The organism is Actinomadura sp. KC216 (genome assembly GCF_004348535.1).
Classification (GTDB): domain Bacteria; phylum Actinomycetota; class Actinomycetes; order Streptosporangiales; family Streptosporangiaceae; genus Spirillospora.
The window spans coordinates 1-16,623 of sequence record NZ_SMJX01000183.1; the positions used below are offsets into that span (position 1 = coordinate 1).

The 16,623-nt window shown below is 72.6% G+C and carries 17 protein-coding genes; 10 read left to right on the top strand and 7 right to left on the bottom strand.

Annotated elements, in window-relative coordinates:
- From E1264_RS27095 to E1264_RS27110, 4 genes are all read right to left on the bottom strand, one after another.
- A partial coding sequence (locus tag E1264_RS27095; protein ID WP_132178270.1) for a TIGR04222 domain-containing membrane protein occupies nt 1-912 on the bottom strand: 912 nt, incomplete at its 3' end.
- 57 nt (nt 913-969) lie between these two features.
- The gene (locus E1264_RS27100) at nt 970-1,623 is read right to left on the bottom strand and encodes a response regulator transcription factor (protein ID WP_132178283.1); all 654 of its coding nucleotides are present in this window, start codon (nt 1,621-1,623) and stop codon (nt 970-972) included.
- A gap of 58 nt (nt 1,624-1,681) precedes the next feature.
- The gene (locus E1264_RS27105) at nt 1,682-2,830 is read right to left on the bottom strand and encodes a DUF5931 domain-containing protein (RefSeq protein WP_243711200.1); all 1,149 of its coding nucleotides are present in this window, start codon (nt 2,828-2,830) and stop codon (nt 1,682-1,684) included.
- Nucleotides 2,830-3,561 (bottom strand): lysophospholipid acyltransferase family protein, encoded by a 732-nt coding sequence (locus tag E1264_RS27110; RefSeq protein ID WP_207936282.1) that lies wholly within the window; start codon nt 3,559-3,561, stop codon nt 2,830-2,832. The genes E1264_RS27105 and E1264_RS27110 overlap by 1 nt, the downstream gene beginning before the upstream one ends.
- 403 nt (nt 3,562-3,964) lie before the next feature.
- On the opposite strand from E1264_RS27110, the gene E1264_RS27115 reads away from it, so the two are divergent.
- The gene (locus E1264_RS27115; RefSeq protein WP_132178271.1) at nt 3,965-4,645 is read left to right on the top strand and encodes a hypothetical protein; all 681 of its coding nucleotides are present in this window, start codon (nt 3,965-3,967) and stop codon (nt 4,643-4,645) included.
- Between the two features lie 19 nt (nt 4,646-4,664).
- Nucleotides 4,665-4,883, top strand: coding sequence for a hypothetical protein (locus E1264_RS27120; RefSeq protein WP_132178272.1), 219 nt, complete (start codon nt 4,665-4,667; stop codon nt 4,881-4,883).
- A 116-nt stretch (nt 4,884-4,999) separates the two neighbouring features.
- Here E1264_RS27120 and E1264_RS27125 read toward each other — a convergent pair whose 3' ends face one another.
- Nucleotides 5,000-6,700 (bottom strand): GMC family oxidoreductase, encoded by a 1,701-nt coding sequence (locus tag E1264_RS27125; protein WP_132178273.1) that lies wholly within the window; start codon nt 6,698-6,700, stop codon nt 5,000-5,002.
- A 321-nt stretch (nt 6,701-7,021) separates the two neighbouring features.
- Here E1264_RS27125 and E1264_RS27130 point away from each other — a divergent pair, with 321 nt between their 5' ends.
- Both E1264_RS27130 and E1264_RS27135 read left to right on the top strand, forming a co-directional pair.
- The gene (locus E1264_RS27130; RefSeq protein WP_132178274.1) at nt 7,022-7,255 is read left to right on the top strand and encodes a hypothetical protein; all 234 of its coding nucleotides are present in this window, start codon (nt 7,022-7,024) and stop codon (nt 7,253-7,255) included.
- A gap of 81 nt (nt 7,256-7,336) precedes the next feature.
- Nucleotides 7,337-7,933 carry a TetR family transcriptional regulator gene (locus E1264_RS27135; RefSeq protein WP_132178275.1) on the top strand — a complete coding sequence of 199 codons (597 nt, stop codon included), beginning with the start codon at nt 7,337-7,339 and terminating at the stop codon, nt 7,931-7,933.
- A gap of 10 nt (nt 7,934-7,943) precedes the next feature.
- On the opposite strand, the gene E1264_RS27140 is transcribed toward E1264_RS27135, so the two are convergent.
- Nucleotides 7,944-8,948 carry an ArsR family transcriptional regulator gene (locus tag E1264_RS27140; protein WP_132178276.1) on the bottom strand — a complete coding sequence of 335 codons (1,005 nt, stop codon included), beginning with the start codon at nt 8,946-8,948 and terminating at the stop codon, nt 7,944-7,946.
- 55 nt (nt 8,949-9,003) lie between these two features.
- On the opposite strand from E1264_RS27140, the gene speB reads away from it, so the two are divergent.
- Both speB and E1264_RS27150 read left to right on the top strand, forming a co-directional pair.
- The gene (speB, locus tag E1264_RS27145; protein ID WP_132178277.1) at nt 9,004-10,023 is read left to right on the top strand and encodes an agmatinase; all 1,020 of its coding nucleotides are present in this window, start codon (nt 9,004-9,006) and stop codon (nt 10,021-10,023) included.
- Nucleotides 10,024-10,091: 68 nt separating this feature from the next.
- Entirely contained in the window at nt 10,092-10,979 is an 888-nt protein-coding gene (locus tag E1264_RS27150; RefSeq protein WP_132178278.1) for a PhzF family phenazine biosynthesis isomerase, read from the top strand.
- Between the two features lie 23 nt (nt 10,980-11,002).
- Here E1264_RS27150 and E1264_RS27155 read toward each other — a convergent pair whose 3' ends face one another.
- A complete protein-coding gene (locus tag E1264_RS27155) occupies nt 11,003-12,736 on the bottom strand; it encodes a pyruvate dehydrogenase (protein WP_132178279.1) in 1,734 nt (577 codons plus the stop codon).
- Between the two features lie 87 nt (nt 12,737-12,823).
- On the opposite strand from E1264_RS27155, the gene E1264_RS27160 reads away from it, so the two are divergent.
- The 4 genes from E1264_RS27160 to fahA all read left to right on the top strand — a co-directional run.
- Entirely contained in the window at nt 12,824-13,381 is a 558-nt protein-coding gene (locus E1264_RS27160; RefSeq protein WP_132178280.1) for a MarR family transcriptional regulator, read from the top strand.
- A gap of 133 nt (nt 13,382-13,514) precedes the next feature.
- The gene (locus tag E1264_RS27165; protein ID WP_132178281.1) at nt 13,515-14,708 is read left to right on the top strand and encodes a cupin domain-containing protein; all 1,194 of its coding nucleotides are present in this window, start codon (nt 13,515-13,517) and stop codon (nt 14,706-14,708) included.
- Nucleotides 14,681-15,556 (top strand): hypothetical protein, encoded by an 876-nt coding sequence (locus E1264_RS27170; RefSeq protein ID WP_207936284.1) that lies wholly within the window; start codon nt 14,681-14,683, stop codon nt 15,554-15,556. Before E1264_RS27165 ends, E1264_RS27170 begins: the two co-directional genes overlap by 28 nt.
- Nucleotides 15,553-16,623 (top strand): fumarylacetoacetase (gene fahA, locus E1264_RS27175; RefSeq protein ID WP_132178282.1); only part of this gene is annotated, 1,071 nt, incomplete at its 3' end. The genes E1264_RS27170 and fahA, both read left to right, overlap by 4 nt.

Consider the following 16,623-nt stretch of genomic DNA (forward strand, 5'->3'; position numbering starts at 1 on the left):
CCCGCCGCCTCCGCAGGATCCGCCGCCCCCGCAGGAGCTGGACGAGCACACCGAGGCGGTGCTCGAACAGGAGGAGCCCGAGTACCCGCCGGACGCGGTCGCCGCCCCGGTCATCTCCATGTAGCGGCCGAGCCCGACGGTCTGGACGAACATCGGGTCGAAGGCCATCAGCGCCGCCGTCCCGAACAGCGCGACGCCCAGCAGCACCGACGGCGCGGGCAGGCCCGCGTAGGACGGGGTGTGCTGCGGGTCGAGGTGGGCGTTGGACAGCGTGATCTGCTCGATCATGCGCTCGCCCTCCCGCGTCCGCTCGGCGCCCGTGTTGAGCAGGGACCCGGCGACGATGGCGACCAGCCCGATCGCGACGAGCGGGAGCAGGACGCCCGGGAAGCCGCCGAAGACGTCCAGGATGAAGAACGGGATGCCGAGCGCCATCCACGCCCAGAGCAGCAGCCGGACGCTCCGCAGCCGCCACTCCCCGGCGGGGCCGATCACCATGCCCTGCGGGATCAGCCCGTCGCGGAGCTGGTCGAGCGCGGCCCGGACGCCCGGCTCGGCGGTGAGCTCGGCGAGCGTCCCGGCCCGGCGCCCGGCGATCGCGCCGAAGACGGCCGTGTCGAGGGGCTTCCCGGCCGCGCGGGGACCGGCGGCGGACGGGGTCAGCGGGATCAGCCGGCCGTCGGCGAGGGTGTCGACCGCGCCGTCGAGCCGCAGCGCCGTGATCGACGCGGCGATCGCGTGGCGCCCGCCGCCGTGCAGGTAGGCGATCTCGTACGGATGCAGGTCGCGCGACGGGGGGCCGCCGCGCGTCGCGCTCGCCCGCACCTTCCGCGCGATCGCGATCAGGACGAACCCGCAGAGGACGTAGCCGGCGAAGACCAGCAGCTCCGGCCCAGTTATCTCGTCGATCACGCTGTGCTCCCGGTCAGGCGCCTTTAGGGGCTCAGACGCCGCGGCCCGCGCGGGGGTTCAGCCGGATTCGCCGGTCTCGTCCCCGTCCAGGCCCTTCTCGATCGCGTACCGGACGAGCTCGACGCGGTTGTGCAGCTGGAGCTTGCGGAGGGTGTTCTGCACGTGGTTCTGCACCGTCCGGTGGGACAGGACGAGCCGCTCCGCGATCTGCTTGTACGTCAGGCCCTTCGCGACGAGCCGCAGGACCTCGGTCTCGCGCTCGGTCAGCCGGGGCGCGCCGTCGTCCTCGCGGGCGGGGGCGGCGGCGAGCCTGCGGTACTCGCCGAGGACGAGGCCCGCGAGCCCGGGGGTGAACACGGCGTCGCCCTCGCCGGTGCGGCGGACGGCGTCCAGGAACTCCTCCCGCGCGGCGGACTTGAGCAGGTAGCCGGTGGCGCCCGCCTTGACGGCGTCGAGGACGTCCTGCTGCTCGCCGCTCGCCGACAGCACCAGCACGCGGACGGGCGGGTCGGCCGCGGCCAGCCGCCGGGTCACCTCGACGCCGGAGATGTCGGGGAGCTGCAGGTCGACGACGGCGACCTGCGGGCGGGCCGCGGCGGCGACGCGGACGGCCGTGCGCCCCTCCCCCGCGGTCGCGACCACCTCGTGGCCGGCCTCGGCGAGGTCGCGGGCGACCGCCTCGCGCCACATCGGATGATCGTCCACGACCATGACCCTGAGGGGAACGTCGCTCACGGGTCACACCATATGGCGACTTGCCGGCCAGGGGTCAGGGGCGGGGCACGGTCATCTCGATCTCGGTGCCCGCGCCCGCGGCGGACGATATCTGGACCGTGCCGCCGAGGTCCCGGACGCGGCCGCGGATGGACTGCGCGACGCCAAGCCGCCCGTCCGCGGCGGCCTCCGCCAGCCGCCCGGCGGGCAGGCCGGGGCCGTCGTCGCGGACGCTGACGGTGACCGCGCCCCCGCCGTCCTCCAGCAGGATCCACGCGCGGGCGCCGTCGCCGCAGTGCCGCCGGACGTTGTCGAGCGCCGCCGCGACCGCCGCCTCGACCTCCCGGGCGGCGTGTGCGGGCAGCCGCACCTCGGTCGCGGGCGTGGACACCGTGACCGACGAGGACGCGTGGCCGGTCAGCAGCGGGCGCAGGTCGACGTCGTCGCCCGGCTCGGGCGCGGCGGCGGGGTCGGCGCCGATGAGCGTCCGCAGCGCCGCCTCCTGCTCGCCCGCGAGCCGCCCGAGCTCCGCCGCCTCGCCGCCGAGCTCGTCGCCGCGCCGCCGCACCATCGCCAGCACCTGCAGCACCGAGTCGTGGATGCGGCGGGCGAGCCGCTCCCGCTCCCGGGTCGCCGACTCCAGCTCCACGGCCCGCGCCAGCCGCGCCTCCGCGTCCAGCGCCAGCCGGACGACGTGCCCGACGACCAGGCCCGCGAGGAGCAGCAGGACGATGCCGTTGAACGTCGTCCGGCTGATCCCGCCCGCCGTCCCGGCGATCGCGTGGACCAGCAGGTTCGCCACCGACAGGACGAGCGCCGCGGCGACGCCGACACGGCGCCCGCCCGCCACCGCCCACGACAGCAGCGCCGCCGCGACCCACGACACCGGCAGCGTCGGGCGGCCGTCGGCGATGTTCGCGGGCGTCTCCACCCACGCCGTGGCGAGCAGGCACCCGGACGCGACGGCGAGGTCGGCGGCCAGCAGCGGCCACCGGCGGCGTCGCGGGTCCCGGAAGGCGGGCACCGTGTACGCCGTCCAGACGGCCATGACGCCGAGGACCGCCCAGCCCCCGGCCGGGCGGGCGTAGCCGTCGAAGTTCATGGCGATCACGGCGGCGGCGTACAGCAGCGCCAGGCCGCGGTAGACGGCCACGGCACGCCAGAGCGCGGCCTCCAGCCCCATCCCCCGGTCGGCCTCGCTCATCAGGCGTCGCTCAGGCCTCCGTCGTCGTCGACCGGCCGAACCGGCTTCCCGGCGAGCTCCGCCTTCACCTCGGCGGCGTACCGGTCGACGTACTCCTGGCCCGACAGCTCCCTGATCGCCTGCATGATCTCGTCGGTGATCCGCCGCAGGACCTCCTTGTCGTCCTCGCGGCCGTAGTACCGGGAGAAGTCCATCGGCTCGCCGAACCGGACGCCGGGCCGCACCCCGAGCCGCGGGTACGGCTTGCCCGGCGGCATCAGCTCGAACGTGTTGATCATCGCCATCGGGATCACCGGGACCCGCGACTTCAGCGCCAGCCGCGCGACCCCCGTCTTGCCGCGGTACAGCCGGTTGTCGGGGGCTCGGGTGCCCTCGGGGTAGATGCCGAGCAGCTTGCCCTCGGCGAGGATCCGCAGCCCCGTCTGCAGCGCCGCCTCGGCGGACGAGCCGCCCGTCCGGTCCACCGGCACGACGCCGACCCCGGTGAAGAACCCCTTGCTGATCAGCCCCTTGATCCCCTTGCCGGTGAAGTACTCGCCCTTGCCGATGAAGAAGATCGGCCGGAACAGCGGCAGCGGCCCGAAGAAGTGGTCGGCGAACGACAGGTGGTTGCTCACCAGCAGCGCCGGCCCCCGCTTCGGGACGTTCCGCACGCCCCGGTTCCGCGGCCACCAGCCGAGGTACAGGATCGGCGAGAGAACCACCCTGAGCAGGATCCAGAACCACAGCATGCGGGGACCTTTCCTCGGACCGCGCGCCCCAGGGACGGGCGCGGCGGTCCCTGACCGACGGGGATGATGGGACATCTTCCCACTCCGCGTCGCACCGTTCTACCGGCCGGTACATCGCCCGACATGGAGCGATGATCCGGACGCCCGCGCCCCGGCCGCCGGCGGGCCGCGGCGCGATGCCCGCAGGGGGCGGGAATGAACGTAGGCTCTGAGGCGTCAATCTCAATCGGGTGCGCCCGGGGTCTTGTCCCGGGCGACCCAGCGAATACCGTGGGACACACGTTTCAGGGTGTCCGGGAGTGCCGTCGCGAGCGGATGGCGCGTCCGGACCCATGCCGATAGGGGCGGAGGCCGTCATGCCGGTGCCGTCGGTCACGCCGGAGTCGTCGAAGGAGCCGGCCCCGTGAATCGCCGTGGCAATGGACTGTCAGCGGACACCTATGCCCCGCTGGTCGACCTCGCCCCGCATCTCGCCGACGCGATGCTGGAGGCGCTGGGCGAGGCCGGGGTGGCGGCCTACGCGGCCTCGCCGTCCGACCTGGCCGAGCTGGCCGATCTGGCCGACCGCGCCGACCGGAGCGACCGCGCCGAGCCCGCCGGGGAGCCCAGCGGCGACGTCCTCGACCGGCTGTACGTGGACGTCGACATGAAGCCCGCCGCGGAGGGCATCCTGCGCGCGCACCTGGCCCGGCTGCGCGAGGCGTCCGCCCGCGGCCCGGACGGCGAGCGCTCCGACGCGGGCGACCGTCCCGAGACCGGCGTCGCCGACCCGCCCGACTCCCCGCACGGGGACGCGGCGGACGGCGCGGCCGCCAAGGACGCGGACGCGCCCGGAGAGCGCGACGAGGACGCCATCTGGGCCGAGATCGTCGCCGGTTTCGACTCCGCGCCCGACGGCGAGGACGTCCCCTGGCCCGACGAGGAGAACGTCCGCGAGCCCGCCGACCCGCCGCAGGAGGGCGACGACCGCACCGGCCGCATCCCCCGCGCCCGCGTGATCAGGGCCGTCGAGACGCCCGAGTTCCCGCCGGACGCCGACGACGACGCCGGTGGCGGCAGCGAAGACGACAGCACCGAAGACTGAACCTCCGGCCCGCGACGGCATGGACGAGCTGTTCGGCGGCCCCTCGGCGAAGTCGCTCGGCTTCCTCATCGGCGCGCCGTGGCCGGCGGAGGGCCGGACGGTGATCGGCTGGGGCGGGAGCGGCGGCAACGGCGTGTTCACCGACGTCGAATCGCGGACGGTCGTCGCCGTCTCCAAGAACCGGTTCGGCACCGGCGACTTCACGACGATGCAGAAACTCGCTCCCATCGTCACCTGACGGCCGCGGTCGTCAGCGCAGCGCCGCAGGCGCGGTCGTCAGCGCAGCGCCGCAGGCGCGGTCGTCAGCGCAGCGCCGCAGGCGCGGTCGTCAGCGCAGCGCCGCAGGCGCGGTCGTCAGCGCAGCGCGGCGGGCGCGTTCTCCGGGACGGCGGGACGGTCCGGCAGGACGCGGTCCACGCGCCGGTACGCCGAGCCCGGCTCAGGGCGCGTGTCCTTCTCGCCCCGGTTCGGCCAGAACGCCATCGCGCGTTCGGCCATGGCGGTGATCGTGAGGGACGGGTTGACGCCCAGGTTCGCCGTCACCGCCGAGCCGTCCACGATGTGCAGGCCCGGGTGCCCGTGGACGCGGTGGTACGGGTCGATCACCCCTGTTTCCGGGGTCTCCCCGATGACGCAGCCACCGATGAAATGTGCGGTTGTCGGAATGTTGAACAAGTCGAACCAGGTCCCGCCGGGCGTGGCGTCGAGTTCTTCGGCGAGCATCCGGACGGCGTCGTGCGCGACGGGAATCCAGGTGGGGTTGGGGTCGCCGTCCCCCTGCCTGGCGACGAGCTTCCGGCGGCCGAGCCGGCCGCGCTTCTCGCCGAGCGTGATGGAGTTGTCGGCGGTCTGCATCACGAGCGCGATGACGGTGCGCTTCGCCCAGTCCTTGAGCGACAGGCCGCGCAGGATGATCGTCGGATGCCGGGCGGCCAGCCCGAGGAACTTCAGCCACCGGGGCCGACCGCCGCCGTCGACCAGTAGCGTGCGGATGACGCCCATCGCGTTGTTCCCGGCGCCGTACCGGGTGGGCTCGATGTGGGTCCGCTCGTCCGGGTGGAAGGACGAGGTGATGGCGAGCCCGGTGCTGTGGTCGACGTCCTTCTTGCGGTGCCACACGGTCATGCGCTCGACGCCGAGCAGCGCTTCGGAGTTGGTGCGGGTGAGCTCGCCGAGGCGGGACGACAGGTGCGGGAGCCGTCCGGTGGCGCGCATGCGGTGCAGGAGGCGCTGCGTCCCGTACGTCCCGGCGGCGAGGACGACATGCTCGGCCGTCAACGTCTTCCGGCGTTTCCGGAGCGGCCCGGTGTGCTCGGTGCCGACCTCGTATCCGCCGCCGTCCCGGGGCGCCACGGCGGTGACGGTGGTGTCGGGCACGACCTGAACACCCGCCTTCTCCGCCAGGTACAGGTAGTTCTTGGTGAGCATGTTCTTCGCGCCGACCTTGCAGCCGATCATGCAGGAGCCGCAGCCGGTGCACGTCGTCCGGCGCGGTCCGGCGCCGCCGAAATAGGGGTCGTCGGCGTCCTCGCCGCCCCGTTCGCCGAAGAACACGCCGACCGGGGTGGCGTGGTAGGTGTCGCCGACCCCCATCCGGTCGGCGACCCGCTTCATCGCCTCGTCGGCGGGCGTGACCAGCGGGTTGACCGTGACGCCGAGCATCCGGCGGGCCTGGTCGTAGTACGGCTTCAGCTCGTCCTGCCAGTCGGTGATGTGGCCCCACTGGCGGTCGGTGAAGAACGGGCGCGGCGGCTCGTACAGCGTGTTCGCGTACACCAGCGACCCGCCGCCGACGCCCGCGCCCGCCAGGACCAGCACGCCCGCCTTGCCCCCGATCAGGTGGACGCGCTGGATGCCGCGCATCCCGAGCCGCGGCGCCCACACGTATTTCCGGAGCCGCCAGGACGTCTTCGGAAGCGTCTCCTCGTCGAAGCGGCGTCCGGCCTCCAGCACGGCGACCCGGTACCCCTTCTCGGCCAGCCGCAGCGCCGTCACGCTGCCACCGAACCCCGAACCCACCACGATCACGTCGAAGTCGTAGGCGTCACCGGACACTGCACACCACCCTCGTCGCGGGAGCACAAAGCCTCCGAGTGTGGCCCCTCCGCTCCGTCGCCGCGATGCACGCGGAGCAACGATTCGAGCACGCGTTTATCACCCGAGTGACAATCCGAGGGCCCGACGAGCGGGCGACGGGGTGTCGTGAGGTACACCCCGGGTTCGGGGTTTGGGGCCAATGCCGCCGGTCGGGGCGGACGGAAGAGTTGATCACGTCAGCGAACGATCTTCCGAGGGGGAACCCCATGGCCCGCAGCCGCGCAGCAGCCGCGCTCTCCGCCGTCACCGCCGTCATCGCCGGGACGGCCCTGGTCACCGGTGAACGACGAGGGCGTCGTCGAGGACTACGGTCTCGGCGTCGCGCGGATCAGGTTCTCCTGCGGGTACGCGTGGGGCCACGACGGCGGCTTCCCCGGCTACCGCACCTGGACGTACACGAGCGCGGACGGGCACCGCCAAGCCGTCATCACCTACAACGCGTCCGCGCTGGAGAGCGACGAGAAATTCCGCGCGGACCTCGGCAAGGCCGCGGAAACGGCCTTCTGCGCCTGACCGCCGGCCCGCGCGCCCACCGCGTGGTGGGCAAGTTTTCCCGCCGGGCAGCGTTAGACGCTTGGGTACGCTGGTCCGACCATGGCGACGACCGGCGGGCTCCGCGAGCGCAAGAAAGAGGCGACGCGACGCGCCCTGCACGACGCCGCGATGCGGCTGGCCGCCGAGCACGGGCTGGACGACGTCACCGTCGAGGCCATCGCCGACGCCGCGGGCGTCTCCCGCCGCACCTTCTCCAACTACTTCGGCGGCAAGGAAGAGGCCCTCCTCTACGGCGCCGAACGGCGGATGCGCGCTCTGCTGGAGGCGTTCGAGGCGCGCCCGCGCGGCGAACCGTCCTGGACCGCCCTCCGCGCCGCGCTCGACGAGCAGGCCGACGGCGACGGGGAGACGGCGTGCGCGCCGGTGCGCGCCGAGCAGGCCCGGCTCGCCCGCGAGCACCCGGCCGTCATGGCCCGGCTGCTCGCCCACTACGCCGGGTTCGAGCGCGACTTCGCCGACCTGATCGCCGCGCGCGAGGGCCTTCCGCCCGGTGGTGTCCGCCCCCGCGTCCTGGCCGGGGCCTTCATGACGGCGCTCCGCATCGCCACGCTGGCCGAGATCGATGAGCGCCCCGCCCGTCACCTCGCGGACGCGACCGACGAGACCCTCGCCGAAATGGCCCGCCCCTTCCAATAACCGGGCGCCGCTAATCCGGAGCCGCCGGGCGCTCCCCCTGGTGCGCCACGAGCCGGTCGCCGAGCGGGCTGCGCTGGTACAAGACGCGACGTCCCTGGCGGGCCCGGCTGACCAGGCCGGACATGTGCAGCACGCGCAGGTGCTGAGACACCGCGCTCGGCGTCACCCTCAGCCGGTGGGCGAGTTCCACCGTCGCCAGCGGCTCGTCCAGGAGGCGGAGCAGTCTGGCCTTGGGTTCGCCGACCAGCGCCCCGAGCGCGGTCACGTCAGGCACAGGTGCGGGGGCCCACAGCGTCGCCACCGCACGGCACGGGTAGGCGAGCAGCGGCGGCTCGTGCGCGCTCACCGGAGGCGCGGGCCGGTGGGCGAACACCGACGGGATCAGCAGCAGCCCCCTCCCGGACGACGCGACGCGATGCTCGCCGATCGTCTTGTCGATCGTGAGCACTCCGTCCCGCCAGCGCAGGTCGGGGTGCATGTCGGAGAAGACCAGCCGCGCGCCGCCCATGGCCAGCCGCCGCGCGCGGTAGGTCATGTCCGCCTCCAGCACCAGCCGCATCTGCGGCCAGACCGGTTCGACGGCCACCCGCCAGTACCGGAACAGCGCATCGCAGATCGCGTCACTGAGCCGGGCGACGGACGCGTCGTCCCCGCGAACCGCCGCACGGAGCGCCTCGGGGACGGGCCCCGGCGCATGGACGCCGGCCAGATCCCCGCGCACCACCTCGGGACGGGCGCGGCGGGCGACGTCGAGCTCGTCCTCGAAGGCGGGGGCGAACGAGGCCGGCGGCGGCGTCAGGAAGTCGGGAAGGGCGAGGCGCCGTCCGATCAGCGACATCAGCAGCGCGGCGTCGGCGTCCCCGAGCCGGCCGAGCACCGCCCTGCGCCACGGCAGATGCAACGCGTGCAGCCCGGGATCGCGCAGGACCCGCAGGCTGAGCACGGCCTCCTGCAGCGGCGAGACGGCGAACCGGGCGTCGGCGAGGTCCTCGACACCGAGCACGAAGCTGATCATTAAGCCGCACGCTACCTTCATTGGCACCGGAACACCGCCGCCGTGAAATGTCGGCATGACGCACGAAACTTCTGGCGACCGCCCGGCCCGCCCGGTCCTGCCTGCCGGGATGCAGGCCCAGCTCGACTCCTCCTCCTACATGGGGGTGCCGACGTTCGGCCTCCGCCCCCACCTGACCGAGCCGGAGCAGCTGGACGCGTGGCGTCCCGACGTCGCCGTGATCGGCGCGCCATGGGACGACAACACCACCAACCGTCCCGGCGCCCGCTTCGGCCCCCGGGCGCTGCGCGCGAACGCCTACGACGCCGGCAGCTACCACCTGGACCTGCAGATCGAGATCTTCGACCACCTCATGGTGGTCGACTACGGCGACGCGCTGGTCTCGCCCGGCGTGTGGGAGGCGTCCCGCGAGGCGATCCACCGGCGGGTGCTGGACGTCGCCGGCCGCGGCATCGTTCCCGTGGTGATCGGCGGCGACCACTCGGTGACCTGGCCGAGCGGTACGGCGGTCGCCGCCGCCCACGGCGGCCGGATCGGGATGGTCCATTTCGACGCGCATGCCGACACGGCCGACATCCTCCGCGGCAACCTCGCCAGCCACGGGACGCCGATGCGGCGCCTGATCGAGTCGGGTGCGATCGCGGGGAGGGACTTCGTCCAGGTGGGGCTGCGCGGCTACTGGCCCCCGGCCGACGTGCAGGCGTGGATGCGCGAGCAGGGCATGCGGCATCACACCATGCAGGAGGTCTGGGAGCGCGGGATCAAGGCCGTGATGGACGACGCCGTCGCCGAGGCGAGCGACGGAACCGACGGGATCTACCTGTCGATCGACATCGACGTCCTGGATCCCGGCTTCGCGCCCGGCACCGGCACCCCCGAACCCGGCGGCCTGAGCCCGGCCGACCTCCTCCGCGCCGTCCGCGAGGTCGCGCTGCACACCGACATCGTGGCGCTGGACGTCACAGAGGTCTGCCCGCCGTACGACCACGCGGATCTGACGGTGAACAACGCCCACCGCCTGATCTGGGAGGTACTCGCCGCCCTGGCGTACAAGAAGAGCATGAGGAGGCCCTGACCGCCGATGCGCCCCACCGATGCGCCCCGCGGGTACCGCGCCCGTGGGGCCTGGTGTTCTATGGCGGCATGACCGACCTGAGCAGTGACGTTCTGCACTACACCGCCTTCGCGACCGACCCCGGGGGCGGGAACCCGGCCGGGGTCGTCCTGGACGCCTCCGGGCTGGACGACGCGGCCATGCTCGCGATCGCGGCGGACCTCGGCTATTCGGAAAGCGCGTTCCTCACCGCACCGCCGGACGGTCTCGGCGAGCCGGGCAGGGCGTTCACGATGCGCTTTTTCAGTCCCAAGGCCGAGGTGCCGTTCTGCGGGCACGCGACCGTCGCGACCGCGGTCGCGCTGGCGGAACGGATCGGTCCGGGCGCGCTCACGTTCGCCACCAGGAGCGGGACGGTCCCGGTCGAGGTCGCCGAGGTCGGCGGCGTCCTCACCGCGACCCTCACCAGCGTGGAGCCGTACCAGGAAGAGGTGCCCGACGTCGCCGAGGCCCTGGACGCCCTGCGCTGGGCCGAGGACGACCTCGATCCCGGCATCCCGCCCCGCTTCGCCTACGCGGGAGCCCGCCACCTGGTCCTGGCCGCCGCCACCCGCGAGCGCCTCGCCGACCTGGACTACGACTTCGACCGCCTGCTCGCGTACATGACCGGGCACGACCTGACCACCGTCCAGCTGGTGTGGCGGGCGTCGCGGCACGTCTTCCACGTCCGCGACCCGTTCCCGGTCGGCGGCGTGGTGGAGGACCCCGCCACCGGCGCCGCCGCGGCCGCGTTCGGCGCGTACCTCCGGGAGCTCGGCGAGATCGCCTCCGCCGCGACGCTCACGCTCCACCAGGGCGAGGACATGGGACGCCCCGGGCTCCTCACGGTGGAGCTCCGCGACGGCGACCCCCGCGTCCGCGTCTCGGGCGCCGCCGTCCGGATCCCGGCCCCCGGCCAGGACGCCGGGCGCCGCTAGCGAACGGCCCCGAATTCACGCGGTCAGGGGCGCGGAATGTTGCGGAGGTTGCTTCGGGCCAGGTCCAGCATCTTGCCCACGCCGCCGGTGAGGACGGTCTTCCCGGCGGCCAGGGCGAAGCCCTTCACCTGCTGCGGGGTGATGTGCGGCGGAATGGAGAGGGCGTTCGGGTCGGTGACGACGTCCAGTAGGTAGGGGCCCGGGGCGGCGAGGGCCCGTTCCATGACGGTGCGGACGTCGGCAGGACGTTCCACGCGGGCCGATTCGATGCCGACCGCTTCGGCGATCGCCGCGTAGTCGACGGCTTCGTGGTCGGTCTCGTAGGACGGGAGGCCGTCCACCATCATCTCCAGCTTCACCATGCCGAGCGACGCGTTGTTGAACACGATGATCTTCACGGGGACGCGGTGCAGCTTCACCGTGAGGAGCTCGCCGAGCAGCATTCCCAGGCCGCCGTCGCCGGAGACGGAGATGACCTGGCGGCCGGGTGCGCCGTACTGGGCGCCGATGGCGTGCGGGAGCGCGTTCGCCATGGAGCCGTGGACGAACGAGCCCATCACGCGACGGTGCCCATTGGGGGTTATGTAGCGGGCCACCCAGACGTTGCACATGCCGGTGTCGACGGTGAATATCGCGTCGTCGGCGGCGAGGTCGTCCAGGACGCTCGCGACGTATTCAGGGTGGATCGGGATGTGCTTCTCGATGTCGCGCGTGTAGGCGGAGACGACGTTCTCCAGGGCGCGGGCGTGGCGGTGCAGCATCTCGTCCAGGTACGACTGGTCGTGCTTCTGCTCGACCTGGTCGAGGACGAGCCGAAGCGTTTCCCCGATGTCGCCGTGAACCGCCAGGTCGAGAGGAGTGCGACGGCCCGGCTTGGACGCGTCGTCATCGATCTGAATGGTGTTCTTGCCCGGCAGGAACGGATCGTACGGGAAGTCGGTGCCGAGGAGCAGGACGAGGTCCGCCTCCTGCATGGCCTCGTAGCAGGCGCCATAGCCGAGCAGCCCGCTCATCCCCACGTCGAACGGGTTGTCGAACTGGATCCATTCCTTGCCGCGCAGCGCGTGCCCCACAGGGGACAGCAGTGTGTGGGCGAGCTGCATCACCTCGGAATGGGCGTCCCTGACGCCGTGGCCGCAGAACAGCATGACCTTGCGCGCCCGGTTGAGCGCGCCCGCGAGCTGCGCGACCTGCTCGGGCGGCGGCAGGACGGTCCCCTTCCGGAAGAGGAAGTCGTGCTCGCCGGTCGCGTTCGCGGCGTCCTTGCTGGCGACGTCGCCCGGCAGGGTCAGCACGGCGACGCCGCCGAGCCCGATCGCGTGCTGGATCGCGGTCCGGAGGATGCGCGGCATCTGGGCGGGCGTGCTGATCGCCTCGCAGTAGTGGCTGCAGTCGACGAAGGTCCGTTCGGGATGCGTCTCCTGGAAGTAGCCGCTGCCCACCTGGATGCTGGGGATCTGCGACGCCAGCGCCAGGACGGGCGCGCCCGAGCGGTGCGCGTCGTAGAGGCCCTGTATGAGGTGGGTGTTGCCGGGGCCGCAGCTGCCCGCGCACACGGCGAGGCGTCCGGTCGTCTGCGCCTCGGCCGCCGCGGCGAACGCGCCCGCCTCCTCGTTGCGGACGTGCACCCAGTCGATGCCGCCCGTGCGGCGGACGGCGTCCACGACCGGGTTGAGGCTGTCGCCCACCACCCCGTAGATCCGCCGGACGCCGGCCTGCCGCAACACCTCGATGAACTGGTCGGCGACCGTCGCCATCGTCCCTCCCCCCAGCACGCCTCCCCTGGAGATGCCCGATGATCTCCGGCTGACACACGGGCCCCGATCGAGTTAAATAGTCAAACCATGAATCATATTGGGAGGGCCCCGGCCGCGAACGGCACCGGCGAGCAGCTCGACTTCTGGTCGTTCGTCGACCTCGCCGGGCACCGGCTCGCGGACGAGTTCGGCTTCCCGCACCGGCTCGCGACCCGGCTGCTGCTGACGCTGAACCGGGCGTCGGCGATTGTCACCTACGACCTGGAGTCCACCGTCCACCGGCCGCGCGGGCATTCGTGGGCGGCGTTCCGGCTGCTGTTCGTCACCTGGCTCGCCGGGCCGCTGGAGCCCGGACGCGCCGCGACGCTCGCCGGGATGAGCAGGGCCGCCGTGTCGAACCTGGCGAAGACGCTCGTCGCGGACGGGATGCTCGCCCGCACGCCCGGTGCGCGCGACGGCCGGTCGGTGATCCTGTCGCTGACCGACGACGGGCGCCGGGCCATGCTGGACATCTTCGCGGCGCAGAACGAGCGCGAGCGGCAGTGGGCGGACGTGCTCACCGAGACCGAGCAGCGGATGCTCATCATGCTGCTGGACAAGCTCATCGCGGGCCGCGAGCAGTTCGACGCCCGCGAACGCAGTTGAGGACGAAGCCCTCCGAGGCCCTCCCGAGGCGGTCCCGAGGCCGTCCCCGACGTTAGGCCCTTCCCTCCCCCGGAGAAGAGTCGTAGTGTCGGCATAAACTAGTTAATGCCTTAATCATCGGAGGCGAGGAAGCATGGCCCACTACCGCCGGGTCGGCGACGTGCCGCCGAAGCGCCACACCCAGCACAGGGACGGCGACGAGCGGCTCTACTTCGAGGAACTGATGGGCGAGGAGGGGTTCTCGTCGGACTCGTCCCTCCTGTACCACCGGGAGATCCCGTCCGCGATCGTCGACTCGCAGGTCTGGGAGACCCCGGACGGGACGACGACCCCCAACCATCCGCTCAAGCCGCGCCATCTCAAGCTGCACGACCTGTTCCCCAAGGAGACGTGGGCCGAGACCGACGTCGTCACCGGGCGCCGCCTGATCCTCGGCAACGCCGACGTCCGGCTGTCGTACGTCGTGTCCGCCGCCGACTCCCCGCTGTACCGCAACTCGACCGGCGACGAGATCGTCTACATCGAGTCCGGCACCGCCACCGTCGAGACGATCTTCGGGACGCTGGAGGCGAAGCAGGGCGACTACGTCATCATCCCGACGTCCACCACGCACCGCTGGCTGCCCACCGGCGACCAGCCGCTCCGCGCGTACGCCATCGAGGCCAGGGGCCACATCGCGCCGCCGAAGCGCTACCTGTCCCGCTTCGGGCAGTTCCTGGAGAACGCCCCCTACTGCGAGCGCGACCTGCACGGCCCGGCCGAGCCGCTCCAGTCGGACGCGACCGACGTCGAGGTCCTCGTCAAGCACCGCACCTCGCGCGGCATCACCGGCACGCGCATGACCTACGCGCGGCACCCGTTCGACGTCGTCGGCTGGGACGGCTGCCTGTACCCGTTCACGTTCAACGTCCACGACTTCGAGCCGATCACGGGACGCGTGCACCAGCCGCCGCCCGTCCACCAGGTGTTCGAGGGCCACAACTTCGTGGTGTGCAACTTCGTCCCCCGCAAGGTCGACTACCACCCGCTGTCGATCCCGGTGCCCTATTACCACTCCAACGTCGACTCCGACGAGATCATGTTCTACTGCGGCGGCGACTACGGAGCGCGCAAGGGGTCCGGCATCGGGCAGGGGTCCATCTCCGTCCACCCCGGCGGGCTCGCGCACGGCCCGCAGCCCGGCGCGTACGAGCGCAGCATCGGCGTCGAGTTCTTCGACGAGCTGGCCGTCATGGTCGACACCTTCAACCCGCTGGAACTCGGTGAGGGCGGCCTGGCCTGCGAGGACGAGGAGTACGCGTGGACGTGGGCGAGGCGGCGGCAGTGACGGGCGTCCCCGCCTTCGCCGCCGGGCTCTGCGACGACGCGGCCGTGTTCCCGCCCGGGCTCGCGCCGCTGGACGTCGCCGTCCCGGCCCACCGCGCCCACCGCTCCGCCCCCTACGCGGAACTCGTCGGCCCGCTCATCCTCCCGGCGAGCGCGCTCGACACCCTGGACCCACTCCTCCGCGACGCGGGCGGCCCGCCGCTCGACCTGTCGGTCACGGCGCCGGAGGGCCCGTGCCAGGCCGCGAAGGCCCTGGCCAAGGCGGCGGAACTGCCCGTCGACCTGCGCGGGCTGGAGGTCGCCGTCCCGGCCGGGATGGAGGCGGACGAGTTCTTCCGCCTGCTCGGCACCGTCGACGTGCCCGTGTACGTCGAGGTGCCGCGGGACGAGCGCCGCCCGTCGATCATCGACGCGATCGCCGAACTCGGCCACCGCGCGAAGTTCCGCACCGGCGGCGTGAAGCCGCACCTGTACCCGAGCCCGGACGAGCTGGCCACCGCGATCAAGGCCGTGGTGGACGCCGGAGTCCCGTTCAAGGCGACCGCGGGGCTGCACCATCCGGTCCGCAACACCGACCCGGAGACCGGCTTCCACCAGCACGGATTCCTCAACCTGCTCCTCGCGACCGACGCCGCCGCCGGGGACCGGCCGGTGGACGAGCTGTCCGCCGTCCTCGCCGACCGGGACGCGCCGTCGATCGCGTCCCGCGTCGCCGCCCTGGACGAGGAGCGGACGGCCGCCGCCCGCGCCCGCTTCCTCTCGTTCGGGACGTGCAGCATCACCGACCCGCTGAACGAGCTCACCGACCTCGGGCTGCTCGCGCCCGCCCTTCAGGAGACCCCCCGATGACCCGCATCGCGATACCGGAAGACTCCCTCTTCGGGCTCGCCAACCTCCCCTACGGCGTCTTCACCGCCCCGGGCCTGACCACGCCGCGCGTGGGCGTCCGCGTGGCCGATCACGTCGTGGACCTCACGATCATGGACGACGTGTTCGCCGCGCCGTCCCTGAACCCGTTCATGGCGCAGGGCCACGCGCGCTGGGTGGAGGTCCGCGAGCAGATCCGCGATCTGGTCTCGGGTGACATCGACGGCGCGGCCGTCCACCCCGTCGACGCCGTGACGCTGCACATGCCGTTCGAGGTCGCCGACTACGTCGACTTCTACGCGTCCGAGCACCACGCGTCCAACCTCGGGCGCCTGTTCCGGCCCGACTCCGAGCCGCTCATGCCGAACTGGAAGCATCTCCCGGTCGGCTACCACGGCCGCGCCGGGACGGTCGTGCCGTCCGGGACGGACATCGTCCGCCCCAGCGGTCAGCGCAAGGCCCCGGCCGACGCCGCGCCCACCTACGGGCCGAGCCGCCGCCTGGACATCGAGGCAGAGGTCGGGTTCGTCGTCGGCACCGGCTCCCCCATCGGCGCCCAAGTCGGCGCGGACGATTTCGACAAGCACGTCTTCGGCGTCGTCCTCGTCAACGACTGGTCGGCACGCGACATCCAGGCCTGGGAGTACGTGCCGCTAGGGCCGTTCCTAGGGAAGAGTTTCGCGACGTCCATCTCGCCTTGGGTCGTGCCCCTCCTCGCCTTGGAGTCGGCCCGCGTCGCCACCCCGCCCCAAGACCCGGAACCTCTCCCGTACCTGCGCGAGAAGAACCCTTGGGGGCTGGACCTCGATCTGGCCGTCTCCTGGAACGGGCAGGTCGTGTCCCGCCCGCCCTACCGGGAGATGTACTGGTCGCCCGCGCAGATGCTCGCGCACATGACGGTGAACGGCGCGTCGTCCCGGACCGGGGACCTGTTCGCGTCCGGGACCATCTCCGGCCCGGACAAGGACCAGCGCGGCGCGTTCCTCGAACTCACCTGGGGCGGCAAGGAACCGATCGAGGTCAACGGCGAGCCCCGCACGTTCCTGGAG

Excerpts from the sequence above, each read along its gene's own strand:
- E1264_RS27100 (WP_132178283.1), bottom strand. The coding sequence starts at position 1,623 with ATGGTCGTGGACGATCATCCGATGTGGCGCGAGGCGGTCGCCCGCGAC.
- E1264_RS27105 (WP_243711200.1), bottom strand. The coding sequence starts at position 2,830 with ATGAGCGAGGCCGACCGGGGGATGGGGCTGGAGGCCGCGCTCTGGCGT.
- E1264_RS27110 (WP_207936282.1), bottom strand. The coding sequence starts at position 3,561 with ATGCTGTGGTTCTGGATCCTGCTCAGGGTGGTTCTCTCGCCGATCCTG.
- E1264_RS27120 (WP_132178272.1), top strand. The coding sequence starts at position 4,665 with ATGGACGAGCTGTTCGGCGGCCCCTCGGCGAAGTCGCTCGGCTTCCTC.
- E1264_RS27135 (WP_132178275.1), top strand. The coding sequence starts at position 7,337 with ATGGCGACGACCGGCGGGCTCCGCGAGCGCAAGAAAGAGGCGACGCGA.
- E1264_RS27140 (WP_132178276.1), bottom strand. The coding sequence starts at position 8,948 with ATGATCAGCTTCGTGCTCGGTGTCGAGGACCTCGCCGACGCCCGGTTC.
- speB (WP_132178277.1), top strand. The coding sequence starts at position 9,004 with ATGACGCACGAAACTTCTGGCGACCGCCCGGCCCGCCCGGTCCTGCCT.
- E1264_RS27150 (WP_132178278.1), top strand. The coding sequence starts at position 10,092 with ATGACCGACCTGAGCAGTGACGTTCTGCACTACACCGCCTTCGCGACC.
- E1264_RS27155 (WP_132178279.1), bottom strand. The coding sequence starts at position 12,736 with ATGGCGACGGTCGCCGACCAGTTCATCGAGGTGTTGCGGCAGGCCGGC.
- E1264_RS27160 (WP_132178280.1), top strand. The coding sequence starts at position 12,824 with ATGAATCATATTGGGAGGGCCCCGGCCGCGAACGGCACCGGCGAGCAG.
- E1264_RS27165 (WP_132178281.1), top strand. The coding sequence starts at position 13,515 with ATGGCCCACTACCGCCGGGTCGGCGACGTGCCGCCGAAGCGCCACACC.